The sequence below is a fragment of the Hoeflea sp. AS16 genome (assembly GCF_038900095.1).
GTDB lineage: Bacteria > Pseudomonadota > Alphaproteobacteria > Rhizobiales > Rhizobiaceae > Hoeflea.
Genome location: NZ_JBBMQQ010000003.1, coordinates 615,132 through 627,601 on the forward strand (window position 1 = coordinate 615,132; position 12,470 = coordinate 627,601).

The 12,470-nt window shown below is 60.5% G+C and carries 11 protein-coding genes; 7 read left to right on the forward strand and 4 right to left on the reverse strand.

The features are described 5' to 3' along the window. Nucleotides 1–41: 41 nt before the first annotated feature. Nucleotides 42–2,732, reverse strand: a complete 2,691-nt coding sequence (acnA, locus tag WNY80_RS11320) for an aconitate hydratase AcnA (protein WP_342887463.1) — start codon at nucleotides 2,730–2,732, stop codon at nucleotides 42–44. A 295-nt stretch (nucleotides 2,733–3,027) separates the two neighbouring features. On the opposite strand from acnA, the gene ccmA reads away from it, so the two are divergent. The 6 genes from ccmA (at nucleotide 3,028) to WNY80_RS11350 (ending at nucleotide 6,516) form a co-directional block, all read left to right on the forward strand. After that, nucleotides 3,028–3,672: a heme ABC exporter ATP-binding protein CcmA gene (gene ccmA, locus WNY80_RS11325; protein ID WP_342887464.1), complete on the forward strand. Its 645-nt coding sequence runs from the start codon at nucleotides 3,028–3,030 to the stop codon at nucleotides 3,670–3,672. After that, nucleotides 3,669–4,331 (forward strand): heme exporter protein CcmB, encoded by a 663-nt coding sequence (gene ccmB / locus WNY80_RS11330; protein ID WP_342887465.1) that lies wholly within the window; start codon nucleotides 3,669–3,671, stop codon nucleotides 4,329–4,331. The genes ccmA and ccmB overlap by 4 nt, the downstream gene beginning before the upstream one ends. A gap of 44 nt (nucleotides 4,332–4,375) precedes the next feature. After that, on the forward strand, nucleotides 4,376–5,137 hold the full coding sequence (locus WNY80_RS11335) for a heme ABC transporter permease (RefSeq protein ID WP_342887466.1): 762 nt from the start codon (nucleotides 4,376–4,378) through the stop codon (nucleotides 5,135–5,137). Between the two features lies 1 nt (nucleotide 5,138). Further along, on the forward strand, nucleotides 5,139–5,312 hold the full coding sequence (gene ccmD, locus WNY80_RS11340) for a heme exporter protein CcmD (protein ID WP_342887467.1): 174 nt from the start codon (nucleotides 5,139–5,141) through the stop codon (nucleotides 5,310–5,312). Continuing rightward, entirely contained in the window at nucleotides 5,309–5,920 is a 612-nt protein-coding gene (locus tag WNY80_RS11345; RefSeq protein WP_342887468.1) for a DsbE family thiol:disulfide interchange protein, read from the forward strand. Before ccmD ends, WNY80_RS11345 begins: the two co-directional genes overlap by 4 nt. Before the next feature lie 68 nt (nucleotides 5,921–5,988). Then, nucleotides 5,989–6,516: an NUDIX hydrolase gene (locus WNY80_RS11350; RefSeq protein ID WP_342887469.1), complete on the forward strand. Its 528-nt coding sequence runs from the start codon at nucleotides 5,989–5,991 to the stop codon at nucleotides 6,514–6,516. 119 nt (nucleotides 6,517–6,635) lie between these two features. Here the strand turns inward: WNY80_RS11350 and rhuM are convergent, their stop codons facing one another. Then, a complete protein-coding gene (gene rhuM / locus WNY80_RS11355; RefSeq protein WP_342887470.1) occupies nucleotides 6,636–7,664 on the reverse strand; it encodes a RhuM family protein in 1,029 nt (342 codons plus the stop codon). 732 nt (nucleotides 7,665–8,396) lie between these two features. Between rhuM and WNY80_RS11360 the strand changes: the two genes are divergently transcribed. Continuing rightward, nucleotides 8,397–10,409, forward strand: a complete 2,013-nt coding sequence (locus WNY80_RS11360; RefSeq protein ID WP_342887501.1) for an Ig-like domain-containing protein — start codon at nucleotides 8,397–8,399, stop codon at nucleotides 10,407–10,409. A 248-nt stretch (nucleotides 10,410–10,657) separates the two neighbouring features. On the opposite strand, the gene WNY80_RS11365 is transcribed toward WNY80_RS11360, so the two are convergent. Both WNY80_RS11365 and ftsY read right to left on the reverse strand, forming a co-directional pair. Beyond that, complete coding sequence (locus WNY80_RS11365; RefSeq protein ID WP_342887471.1) at nucleotides 10,658–11,386, reverse strand: septation protein A; 729 nt, start codon at nucleotides 11,384–11,386, stop codon at nucleotides 10,658–10,660. Next, the coding region (gene ftsY / locus WNY80_RS11370; RefSeq protein WP_342887472.1) for a signal recognition particle-docking protein FtsY at nucleotides 11,383–12,470 on the reverse strand (1,088 nt) is incomplete at its 5' end. The genes ftsY and WNY80_RS11365, both read right to left, overlap by 4 nt.

Consider the following 12,470-nt stretch of genomic DNA (forward strand, 5'->3'; position numbering starts at 1 on the left):
GCAATGCCCGGCCTTCTGTCTTGACTATGGCGATGCAGCTACTAGGCAGCCAGGTCGCGCAGAACGGTCTGCAGGATGCCGCCGTTCTTGAGATATTCCAGCTCGTCGAGCGTATCGACGCGGCAGAGGATCGGCACATCCTTGACCGAACCGTCGGCGAAGGTGATGTGGGCGATCTTCTTCTCGCGCGGCTGGATGTTGGCCAGTCCATCGATGGTGACGGTCTCGTCACCCTTCAGGCCGAGGCTTTCCCAGCTGGTGCCTTCCTCGAAGACAAACGGGATGACGCCCATGCCGACCAGGTTGGAGCGGTGGATGCGCTCGTAGGACTGGGCGATGACGGCGCGGACGCCGAGCAGATTGGTGCCTTTTGCAGCCCAGTCACGCGACGAGCCATTGCCGTATTCGACGCCGGCGAAGATCACCAGCGGCACGCCTTCGGCTTTGTACTGCATGGCGGCATCGAAGATCGAAACCTCCTCGCGGGACGGGTAGTGGAAGGTGTAGCCGCCTTCGCGTCCGTTCGGCCCGAGCATGTGGTTGCGCAGCCGGATGTTGGCGAAGGTGCCGCGCATCATGACTTCGTGGTTGCCACGGCGCGTGCCGTACTGGTTGAAGTCGGCAACGCCAACGCCATGATCCATCAGGTAGGCGCCAGCCGGGGACTGGGCCTTGATCGAACCGGCCGGCGAGATGTGGTCGGTGGTGATCTTGTCGCCGAACAGGCCAAGGATGCGGGCACCCTTGATGTCGGAGATACCTGCGCCGGTCTTGCCCATTCCGGCAAAGTAGGGCGGGTTCTGCACATAGGTCGAGTTGTCGTCCCAGGCATAGGTCTGGCTTTCCGGAGCCTCGACGGCCTGCCAGTTTTCATCACCCTTGAACACGTCGGCATATTTGGCCGCGTAGAGTTCGCGGGTGACGTATTTCATGATGAATTCCTGGATCTCCTTGGAAGAAGGCCAGATGTCCTTGAGGTAGACCGGGTTGCCGTCCTTGTCGTCGCCGATCGGCTCGGTGGTCAGGTCCTTCTGCACCGAACCTGCCAGTGCGTAGGCAACCACCAGCGGCGGCGAAGCCAGGTAGTTGGCCTGCACGTCCGGCGAGATGCGGCCTTCGAAGTTGCGGTTGCCCGACAGCACGCCTGCGGCGATCAGGCCCTTGTCGTTGATGGTCTTGGAGACCGGGGCAGGCAGCGGGCCGGAGTTGCCGATGCAGGTGGTGCAGCCGAAGCCGACAAGGTTAAAGCCGAGCGCATCGAGATCGGTCTGGAGACCGGACTTGGCGAGATACTCGGCCACCACCTGGCTGCCGGGAGCCAGCGAGGTCTTGACCCAGGGCTTGGTCTTCAGGCCCTTGGCGACAGCGTTGCGGGCGAGAAGGCCGGCACCGATGAGCACGCTCGGGTTGGAGGTGTTGGTGCACGAGGTGATTGCGGCAATGGCGACGTCGCCGTGGCCGAGATCGTAATCCTCGCCTTCAACCTGGTAGCGGTTGTCCAGCTGATCGGGCTTCTTGTATTCGTCGACCAGCGACTTGGCGAAGCCCGACGCGATGCTTTCCAGCGGAATGCGGCCTTCCGGACGCTTCGGGCCGGCCATCGACGGCACCACGGTGCCGAGGTCGAGGTCGAGCGTGTCGGTGAACACCGGATCGGCGGCACCGGTTTCGCGCCACATTCCTTGCGCCTTGGAATAGGCTTCGACCAGTTTGATGCGGGATTCTTCGCGGCCCGACATGGTCAGGTAGTTGATGGTTTCGCCATCAACCGGGAAGAAGCCGCAGGTCGCGCCGTATTCCGGACCCATGTTGCCGATGGTTGCGCGGTCGGCGAGCGACATCGAATCAAGGCCGGGGCCGAAGAATTCGACGAACTTGGCGACAACGCCCTTCTTGCGCAGCATCTGCACCACGGTCAGCACCAGGTCGGTGGCGGTGACGCCTTCCTTGAGGGCGCCGGTGAGGCGGAAGCCGATGACTTCGGGCAGCAGCATGGAGATCGGCTGGCCGAGCATGGCCGCTTCGGCCTCGATGCCGCCAACGCCCCAGCCGAGCACGCCAAGACCATTGATCATGGTGGTGTGGCTGTCGGTGCCGACGCAGGTGTCGGGATAGGCGGTGATTTCGCCGTCCTCGTCCTTGGTCCAGACGGTCTGGCCGAGATATTCGAGATTGACCTGGTGGCAGATGCCGGTGCCGGGGGGCACGACGCGGAAGTTCTTGAACGCCTGCTGGCCCCACTTCAAAAAGCGGTAACGCTCGCCGTTGCGCTCGTATTCGTGCTCGACGTTGTGTGCCAGCGCCTGCGGGGTGCCGAATTCATCGACGATGACCGAGTGGTCGATGACGAGGTCTACGGGAACCAGCGGGTTGATCTTCTGCGGATCGCCACCGAGCGCCACCATCGCGTCGCGCATGGCTGCGAGGTCGACCACTGCGGGAACGCCGGTGAAATCCTGCATCAGCACGCGGGCCGGGCGATAGGCGATTTCAGCTTCGGCCTTGCCCTTGTTGGTCAGCCAGGCAACGACAGAGAGGATGTCGTCCTTCTTGACGGTACGGCCATCTTCGTTGCGCAGCAGGTTCTCGAGGATCACCTTCATCGAGAAGGGAAGCGTCGAAACGCCGGTCAGTCCATTCTTTTCGGCCTCGACGAGGCTGTAATAGACATATTCGGTGTCATCGACCTTGAGGGTGGAACGGCAATTGAAGCTGTCGAGTGATTTGGCCACAGGCAACCCGCTTTCATTAGTTCAGCCGATTTTGAGGGCGAACTCCTTACACGCTGATTGCGTGACCAAGGATGCGGGTACGGTCATTTCCGCTGTCCGCCCGTGACGCTTGGGGCATCATGTTCGGCGCTAGATTGAATTCACGCCGACCGCTGGCGTGGTTGCGGGCGTTATAGATAATTTCGTAAGAACGTGCCAGATCAACCAATGTCCCATTTGAATGTTTTTTTGGGTGGTTAGTTTTTACTGAATGGGAGCGCCGGGCACCGCCTGGCGGCCCGGGATGCGGGGGCCGATGCGGGCAGTAGCCACGAAACTGAAGGGACGGCGCGGCGACAGCGTGCTGTTTGACGATGTGGGCTTCACGCTTGGCCGGGGCGAAGCGCTGGTCATCACCGGTCCCAACGGGTCCGGAAAATCGACCCTGCTTCGAATTCTGGCGGGATTGCTGGCTGCTGATTCGGGTACGTTTTCCCTGCATGGCGACGACGGGAGCGCGCTGCCGGTTTCCGAGTACAGTCACTATCTCGGCCACCGCAACGCGATGAAGCGGGAACTCAAGGTGTCCGAAAATCTCGCGTTCTGGAAAAGCTTCCAGCGCGGCGACAGCGGCGAAGGGCTGCCAATCGACGAGGCGATCGACCAGGTCGGGCTTACCGGCGTGGCGCATCTGCCGTTCGGCTACCTCTCTGCGGGTCAGCAGCGGCGCATCGCGCTGGCGCGGCTGCTGGTCAGCCACCGGCCGCTGTGGCTGCTGGATGAGCCGACGGCGGCGCTCGACAAGCGCTCGGACAAGCTGTTTGCCGATCTGGTGCGCGACCATCTGGCCGCGGGCGGGCTGGCGATTGCCGCCACGCACCAGCCGCTCGGGCTCGACACTGTCAGCTCGCTCGAACTGTCGGGCATTCACACCACGGTTTCGGGAGAGATCTGGGCATGATGGCATTGCTCAAACGCGATCTGGCGATTGCCACCCGTTCGGGTGGGGCTGCGATGCTGGGCGTGCTGTTCTTTCTCGCCGTGGTGGCGGTGATTCCCTTCGGCATCGGCCCGGATCTCAACCTGCTGGCGCGGATCGGCCCGGCGATCCTGTGGATCGGGGCGCTGCTGGCCTCGCTCCTGGGTCTCGACCGGCTGTTCCAGGCCGACCGGGAAGACGGATCGCTCGACATGCTGGTGATGCAGGACTGGTTTGTGCTGGTGCTGACGGTTTTCGTCAAAAGCCTGGCCCACTGGCTCGCCACCGGCCTGCCGCTGGTGCTGGCCGCACCGTTGCTGGGGCTGCTGATGAACATGAGCGCCACCTCCACCGGGGCGGTGATGCTGACGCTGCTGGTCGGCACGCCGGCGATCTCCTTCATCGGCGCGGTGGGGGCCGCGGTGGCCGTGGTGCTGCCGCGCGGCGGGCTGCTGGTGTCGATCCTGATCCTGCCGCTGGCGATCCCGATCCTGATCTTTGGAGTGAGCGCATCCTACGCGGCGGTGACCGATCCCGATCCGTTCCTGCCGCCGTTCATGATCCTGTCGGCGATCGCGCTGTTTTTCGCGGCGCTTGGCCCGGTGGCGGCGGCGGCGGCGCTCAAGGGAGCATCCGATTGATTTGTCGCATTGAAACCGGACGCGGCAAGGATTAGAAAAAAGCCATGAGTGACACCACCATTTCCCAGGGCTGGTTTACGAGCCTTGCCAATCCGACCCGGTTTCTCGCCCTTTCCGGGCGAATCCTGCCGTATCTTGCGACGGCGGCCGTGCTGTCGCTGGCAATCGGGCTGTACATGTCGTTTGCCTCGCCGGAAGATTACCAGCAGGGCATGACGGTCAGGATCATGTTCATCCACGTGCCGGCGGCGTGGCTGGCCATGATGTGCTATTCGGTGATGGCGATTGCCTCGATCGGAACGCTGGTCTGGCGGCATCCGCTGGCCGACGTCGCGGCCAAGACGGCGCTGCCGATCGGTGCCGCGTTCACCTTCCTGTCGCTGCTCACCGGCTCGCTCTGGGGCCGGCCGATGTGGGGCACCTGGTGGGTGTGGGACGCGCGGCTGACCTCGGTGTTCGTGCTTTTCCTGATGTATCTGGGGCTGATGGCGCTGCACAAGGCGATGGATGATCCGGCCCGCGCGGCGCGGCCTGCGGCGGTGCTGACGCTTGTGGGGTTCATCAATATCCCGATCATCAAATTCTCGGTCGAATGGTGGAACACGCTGCACCAGCCGGCCAGCGTGATGCGGCTGGACGGGCCGACCATTCACCCGTCGATGCTTTATCCCCTTTTGGTGATGGCGCTTGCCTATACCCTGATCTTTTTCACCCTTCACCTGATGGCGATGCGCAACGAGATCCTGCGGCGCCGGGTGCAGGCAATGCGGCGCAGTGCGGCGCAAGCAATAGGCGGCGGTGCGTGACATGATGAGCCATGAAGCCTTTGTTTTCCTCTCCTATGCGGCAACCGCGCTGACGCTCGCCGGATTGCTGATCGGCATCCTGCTTGACGGGCGGGCGCGGCGGCGCGAACTGGCCGAGCTCGAGGCGCAGGGCGTGCGGCGGCGCTCGAAGGCAGCCGGCGGGGTCACGCGATGAGCGAAAAGACCAATGACGAGACCGGTTCCGCAGCTTCGGGCCGGCGGCGACGGCTGATTGCGTTCTTGCCGCTGGTGCTGTTCATCGCACTGTCGGGCGTGTTTCTCTACCAGCTCGGCTCGGGCAAGGATGCCAGCGAAATTCCCTCGGTGCTGATCGGCACCAAGGCGCCGTCGCTCGATCTGCCGCCGCTGGAAGGGCTGAGCGCCAATGGCGCACCGGTGCCGGCGCTGACCGATGCGGCAATCAGGGGCAAGCTGGCGCTGGTCAATGTCTGGGCCTCCTGGTGCGTGCCCTGCCGGCAGGAGCATCCGGTGCTGCTGGAGCTGTCGCGCGATCCGCGGATCACGCTTGTCGGCATCAACTACAAGGACAAGAACGACAACGCGCTGAGGTTCCTGGCCGAACTGGGCAATCCGTTTGCCGCCGTCGGCATCGATCCGGCCGGCAAGTCGGCGATCGACTGGGGCGTTTACGGTATTCCGGAAACCTACCTGGTGGCGTCCGACGGCACCATCCTGTTCAAGCAGATCGGTCCGTTCACGGTTGAAAGCCTGCGCGACAAGCTGTTGCCGGCGATCGAGAAGGCGATGACGCCTTCAAGCTGACGGGTTTTTGCCGCGTTGCCCGCGCACAGGTCTCGCCGTGAGCCGGTCCCGGCGCTATCCTTGCCGGCATGAACACACCCAAATCCTTCCGCCGCCTGGTTCCTGACGGCGATACCCATGAACGCGATGTCTGCAGCACCTGCGGCTTCGTCAATTACCAGAACCCGCGCATCGTCGTCGGATCGGTGGTCCGGCACGAGGGCAAGGTGCTGCTCTGCCGCCGCGCCATCGAGCCGCGCCGCGGCTTCTGGACCGTGCCGGCGGGTTATCTCGAACTTAACGAAACGCCCGAAGACGGCGCCCGCCGCGAGGCGCGGGAAGAAGCGCTGGCCGATCTGCAACTCGGCGAATTGCTGGCGATCTATTCCGTCCCGCACTTAAGCCAGGTGCAACTGATCTGGCGCGCCGAACTCATCGATCCGGGCGCAGGTGCCGCGCTGTTCGGCATCGGCGAGGAAAGCCTCGAGGTGGCGCTGTTCGACTGGGACAAGCTGCCGGTCGACGAGATCGCCTTTCCGACGGTGCACTGGATGCTGGGGCATGAGCGCGAGGTGATGGCGAAGGGCTATTCCGGGCCGTTCGGGAATGCGGGGTGATTTCACGCGTTAGCTGTTCGTCTTTCGACATGCATCCTTTCAAAGGGATACAGCGTCCTTTGCGCATCCAATTGGATGCGCGGCGCTGTAGCGCGGATAAATGCGGCAAGCGGAGTTGATCAACGTGGTCGCTTCGGCAGTCTTTTCGCTTCCTGGGCCAAAGCGGCAATCTGTTCATCGGCTTTTTGCTGTCGTTCTAGCTTCCGTTGCGCATCGAACTTTTCATACTGCTCCTCTGCGCGCACCTTCGCATTTGAAGCGCTGACTCGTCCGCCGGTCCGCAGAACAGCTCGCCCCAGCTGCTGCAATTGTTGTTCGAGAAGATCTTGAGCATCCTGCATCACCACAAGCCTACCCATATCGAGCTGATCTTCAAAAATGTCGAGCAGGATGCTGGTGAGCCGATTGAGCTCCTTGATTTCACCCTCGGCCAGATAGTTTTTCGAAATACCTACATCTGCCTTGCGGATATTGTCATACGGCCAAGTTCGCAGTCCCATGTTCTCAGCGGTATGGTCGGCTCTGGATGCAATGATTTCCGCGGGTGTGTGGGAGGTGACGGCATAGACCAGCTTGGCCTGGGTTTTTTGGTAAAAATCACGTGCCATTTCAGTGCTGCCATCATAGTCTTGGCACAGTGCACAAATCTGGCGAAGCTCGCGGTAGAGATTGGCTTCGTCCGAGCGAATATCGCGGATAATTTCGCGAAGTTCAGCAATTCGATCTGCATTATCGGGTTGCTTGAGCCGGGAGGAATCGACGACGAATCCCTTTTTGGCGAACTGCACAAGAATTCCCGTGGCCCAGCGGCGGAAAAGTGTGGCTTGCGCGGATGAAACCCGGTAGCCAACGGAGATGACAGCGTCGAGGTTGTACAACGTCGCTGGACGGCCGGTGGTTGTTTGCACTTTTTGCAAAGAACTCGGTTCGTCGAGTTCGCCCTCTTCGAAAATGTTGGATAAGTGCCGAGAAATCACTGAAACATCGCGCCCAAATAACTGGCCGATCTGCGCCTGCGTCATCCAGAGGGTTTCACCCTCGAAGCGGATATCCAGTTTCAATCCCTTGTCTGAACCATAAACCAGAAACCGGTCGCCGGTTTCGACGTCCTCAATCAGGTGGACTGGTCCATTTTTATCATCGCTCATAGAAAATCCTACTCTTCTGAATGAGAACATTATAGCAACAAAAAACTGTGTCGGCATCCTTCGTGTTCGGCGCCGGAGAAGAAAGGCTGCGAAGTGCAGCTGTTCGACTGGGATGCTCTGCCGATGGACGAGATTGCCTTTCCGACCGTACACTGGATGCTCCGCCACGAGCGCAAGGTGCAGCGCGAGGGCTATTCCGGGCCGTTCGGGAATGCGGGGTAGGGTTGGGGTGATTTATCGCTGGAGAATGGATCATTGCTAAGAGGCGGAGCGGCGGTGACAGGAGTGTTGATCAACGGCAAGAACGGGCGGGGAGCGGACTTTGCAAATCTGACACTAAAAGCGGTCGACCCGGCCAAACCACGCAAAGTCGGTCATTGTGTGCGTCGAACGACCCTGCACGATCATGATGTGAAGTCGGCATCTACCGAACAGGCACGGAACAATTTGGAGTGCGCAGCTCCCATTGTCGCGAATTGAGCGATTGCAATCGCAAGCATGCAAGAGCCGTCTTCACATCGGGCAGTGCTCCTCGCTTCCTAAACACACCCTTGACAGACGCACAAGAAACAATGTTTACAGCTACTTGCTTGAAGAGCTGTGGCGACACGACCTGCGCCACTAAAATGCCCAGCACGTCCTTAATGTGTTTGGGTCCGGGCAACACGGTCGAAACCTGTGGCATCCTTGGTTGGGCGCTGCATTTCGAAATGTTGTAAAAAATTGGCCAAAATGAAAATGAACCAACGCAATGCCTATCCTGGGTACCTTGGCCTTGTCTGCGCTACCCTGCTTGCCCTCACATCCCCCGCAACGGCCTTTGATGCACCAGCGCGGATCGACCGGAATTTGAGCCTTAGTGCCGGATGCGGCTTGACGGCCTTCGTCGATAATACTGGGGGCGGATTGGCATCTGTACGCGTCAGACCTTTGGGTGTTGGTGCCACGCAAACCCAAGCGGCAGGGGGAGGAAGCTTTTTTAATGGTGGTATAAGCTCCACTTTTTCCGCAATAACAGCTGCGAACCTGGAAGCGAACTGCAGTCTTGCAGATGTGACTAACCTTGTTCAACAAGGCGCCTCAGGAACCTATGCTGCCGATGCTTATATCGGGGTTACATTTGAAGCGACACGTACCAGCGACGGTGATCGCTACGCCTACCGTGCCGAAATCAGCGGGGCAACGGGAACGACCGTTACGGCCAGCCAAACCCTGGTCAATGCGGCACCAACGGTAACGCTCGGCACCCCCACCGGGCCCGATGGCAGCGGAAATTATACCGTGATCGCCACGTTGTCTGAAAACAGCCCCGATTTCACAGCCGGTAGCCTGACGTTGACAAACGCCACCGCGACAGTGTCCGGCAGCGGCAGCAGTTACACCATTGTCCTGACCCCGGCGGCGACCGGAGCGGTCAGTGCGTCAGTCGCAAAGGGAGCCTTTACTGACAACGCAGGGCTTGGAAATTGGGTCGCCTCAAATGAAGTGGCATTTTCAGCTGATCTCACCGCGCCAACGGTCAGTATTTCGTCATCCAGCACAACCGTTGCCGGAGCAGCGACAGTTGAGATTACAGCCACCTTTTCCAAGGCTGTGATCGGTTTTGCCGCAAGCGACATTTCTGTTTCCAACGGCTCGGTTACGAAGCTTTCAGGAAGCGGTGCGGACTATCTCGCAACGATCTCGACAACTGGCAAAGGCGATACCGAAGTCTCGATTCCAGCTGGCAGCGTGACGGATGCGGCAGGAAACGCCAACACGGCATCGAACACCCTGTCCATTGCCAACGCCGCTGTTGAGGAAACGCAAAAAATCATTGCAAGGTTCATGCACTCGCGGGCGACACAGTTGGTCGCAAACCAGCCGAATCTCACCGGGTTTCTGTCCGGGAGCAGCACCAGTGCCCTCGACTTGACCGCGAAAAGGGGTAGAGGCGGCTTTGACTTCGCCAGTGCGCCTGGCGCCGCCAATGACAATGACAATGACAATAATCATCACGTCTGGGCAAGGTTGAGCGGCTCCTGGACAGAAGAGGGTACGAGTAGAACCCGCTATGCCTTCGGTGTCATAGGGAGCCACGTCAAATTGTCTCCCAATCTGCTGGTTGGCGGGATGATTGAAGTAGACTTTCTGAGCCAGAAGGACGAGGCGGCCCGCATTGACGGCCAAGGCTGGCTGACCGGCCCATATTTCGTGGCGCGCAGCCCGGTGCATCCATTGTTCCTTGAAGGCAGGTTTCTTTATGGTCAGACGAAGAACACTATCTCGCCCTTTGGAACCTATTCGGACAGGTTTAAGACACAAAGGCTGCTGACACAGCTCAAGGTAACCGGAGAAGCCCGCCGGGGGCGGACAACATGGATGCCTTCAGTTCAGCTTTCCTACACAAGCGATACCCAGAGGGCCTATACCGACGGGCTTGGCAACTCTGTTCCAGAGCAAGGTGTTGAATTGATCCAGGCCGAACTTGGCCTCGATGTCCGCCATCAGCTCCGTCTGCCAAGAAACAGCGGCGCATTGGAACTGACCGGCGGCCTCGCTTATGTCGGCTCATCTAACAGGGGGTCAGGACATGCGTCTCTGGTTGTGCCGGAGTATGCGGATGGCCATGGCAAAGTGAAAGCGGGAGCAAATTACACGCTGCCCAATGGAGCGGTTTTGGCGGTGGACGTCTACAATGAAGGCATTGGCGCCGCCGGCTATGAAAGCTATGGGGTGCAATTCGGATTCGACCTGAGGTTCTGAACGATCCGTTTCCCCATGATGTTCAGGCAAACCTGATCTTCAGATTGTGGCCAGTTCGAAACCAGTGGCGAAGTGTTTGACGATGGGAAGAACCTATGGTGACTTCGCTGCGGTGCAAATGTCGTGATTGGGCTGTAAGCGGTCGTTGAACGTAATTTGCGTCGACGGCAGCAATGGGCCGAAAATTCCGGCACAGTTCACAATCCGAAGAACGCGAACGCCTTCAAACAAGCATCAGGTGTCTTCAGTTACCCCTTCGCTTCTTCCGCGTCCTCATCGGGCAGCGCGTGGCGTTGCATCAGCGGCAGTTGCGCCAGTGTGAACAGGATCGACAGCGGCATGTTGCCCCAGAGCTTGAAGCCGACCCAGAAATCGGTCGAGAAATTGCGCCAGATGAACTCGTTGACCACGGCCATGATCAGGAAATAAAGCCCCCAGCGCATGGTCAGGATGCGCCAGCCTTCGGCGTCGAGCTTGAAGGCGGAATCGAATACGTAGCCCAGGAACGACTTGCCGAAGAACAGCCCGCCGAGCAGGATCACGCCAAACATGGTGTTGATGATGGTCGGCTTGATCTTGAAGAAGGTTTCGTCCTGCAGCCAGAAGCCGAGCGCGCCGAAAACGAAGACGATCCCGGCCGAGAGAATCGGCATGATCGGCAGCGTGCGCAGCTTGAGCCACGAGATGGTCAGGGCGATGGCGGTCGCGGCCATGAAGAAGGCGCTGGCCACGAAGATCGGCTTGCCGAGCGCCTCGAGCAGCGGATATTGCTCGGTCAGCCATTCGGCCTTGGCATTGGCAAAGAAAAACACCAGCAGCGGGCCCAGTTCCAGGGCCAGCTTGAGCAGCGGATTGATGCGCTTGCGCTCGGGATCGCCCGGTTCGCGCTCGAAGATATGGGTCTCGTGGTCTGCAGCCTGATCGGCAGCCCCGGCTTCGGGTTGCTTGCGGTTTCCGTGTTCAGTTGGGGCGGTCATTTCATCTCTCCGGCCGGTTCGCCGGCAATGGCGGATGCGAAATCTGCCGCTTCAAAGGGTTCAAGGTCGTCTACACCTTCGCCGACACCGACGAAATAGACCGGCAATTTGTGTTTTGCGGCGATGGCGACAAGGATGCCGCCGCGCGCGGTGCCGTCGAGCTTGGTCATCACCAGCCCGTTGACGCCGGCGACATTCTTGAAGATCTCGACCTGGTTGAGCGCATTCTGGCCGGTGGTGGCGTCGAGCGTCTGCAGCACCGTGTGCGGGGCGTCGGGATCGAGCTTGCCGATGACGCGAACCACCTTGGCGAGTTCGTCCATCAGCTCGGTGCGGTTCTGCAGCCGTCCGGCGGTGTCGATGATCAGCACATCGGCGCCATCGTCGCGGGCGGTCTCGAAGGCCTCGTAGGCCAGGCCCGCGGCATCGGCGCCGAGCTTGGTCGAAACCACCTTGGAGCCGGTGCGGTCGCCCCAGATCTTGAGCTGCTCGATTGCCGCGGCGCGGAAGGTGTCGCCGGCAGCCAGGGTGACTTTCAGCCCGCCGGCGCTCAATTTGGCGGCGAGCTTGCCGATGGTGGTGGTCTTGCCGGTGCCGTTGACGCCGACAACCAGAATGACATGCGGCTTGTGGCTGAGATCGAGCTCCAGCGGTTTTGCGACCGGGGCCAGCACCTTGGCGATTTCCTCGGCCATCACCTTCTGCACTTCGGCGGGCGAGATGTCCTTGCCGTAGCGGCTCGAGGACAGCGAATCGGTGATGCGCATCGCCGTCTCGACCCCGAGATCGGCCTGCAGCAGGATGTCTTCGAGTTCCTCGAGCGTTTCCTCATCGAGCTTGCGCTTGGTGAAGATGCCGGTGATCTGGCCGGTCAGCTGGCCGGAGGTGCGCGACAGGCCCTGGCGCAGGCGCTGCCACCAGTTGCCCTTTTCCTCTTCCACAGGTTCGGCCGCAACAACCGGTTCGGCGCTTGACACGGTGTCGCGAACGACAAGCTTTCTAGGCTCAGGCTCAGGCTCAGGCTCAGGCTCAGGCTCAGGCTCAGGCTCAGGCTCAGGCTCAGGCTCAGGCTCAGGCTCAGGCT

Excerpts from the sequence above, each read along its gene's own strand:
- ccmB (WP_342887465.1), top strand. The coding sequence starts at position 3,669 with ATGATGGCATTGCTCAAACGCGATCTGGCGATTGCCACCCGTTCGGGT.
- WNY80_RS11360 (WP_342887501.1), top strand. The coding sequence starts at position 8,397 with ATGAAAATGAACCAACGCAATGCCTATCCTGGGTACCTTGGCCTTGTC.
- WNY80_RS11350 (WP_342887469.1), top strand. The coding sequence starts at position 5,989 with ATGAACACACCCAAATCCTTCCGCCGCCTGGTTCCTGACGGCGATACC.
- WNY80_RS11345 (WP_342887468.1), top strand. The coding sequence starts at position 5,309 with ATGAGCGAAAAGACCAATGACGAGACCGGTTCCGCAGCTTCGGGCCGG.
- ccmA (WP_342887464.1), top strand. The coding sequence starts at position 3,028 with ATGCGGGCAGTAGCCACGAAACTGAAGGGACGGCGCGGCGACAGCGTG.
- WNY80_RS11335 (WP_342887466.1), top strand. The coding sequence starts at position 4,376 with ATGAGTGACACCACCATTTCCCAGGGCTGGTTTACGAGCCTTGCCAAT.
- ccmD (WP_342887467.1), top strand. The coding sequence starts at position 5,139 with ATGATGAGCCATGAAGCCTTTGTTTTCCTCTCCTATGCGGCAACCGCG.
- rhuM (WP_342887470.1), bottom strand. The coding sequence starts at position 7,664 with ATGAGCGATGATAAAAATGGACCAGTCCACCTGATTGAGGACGTCGAA.
- WNY80_RS11365 (WP_342887471.1), bottom strand. The coding sequence starts at position 11,386 with ATGACCGCCCCAACTGAACACGGAAACCGCAAGCAACCCGAAGCCGGG.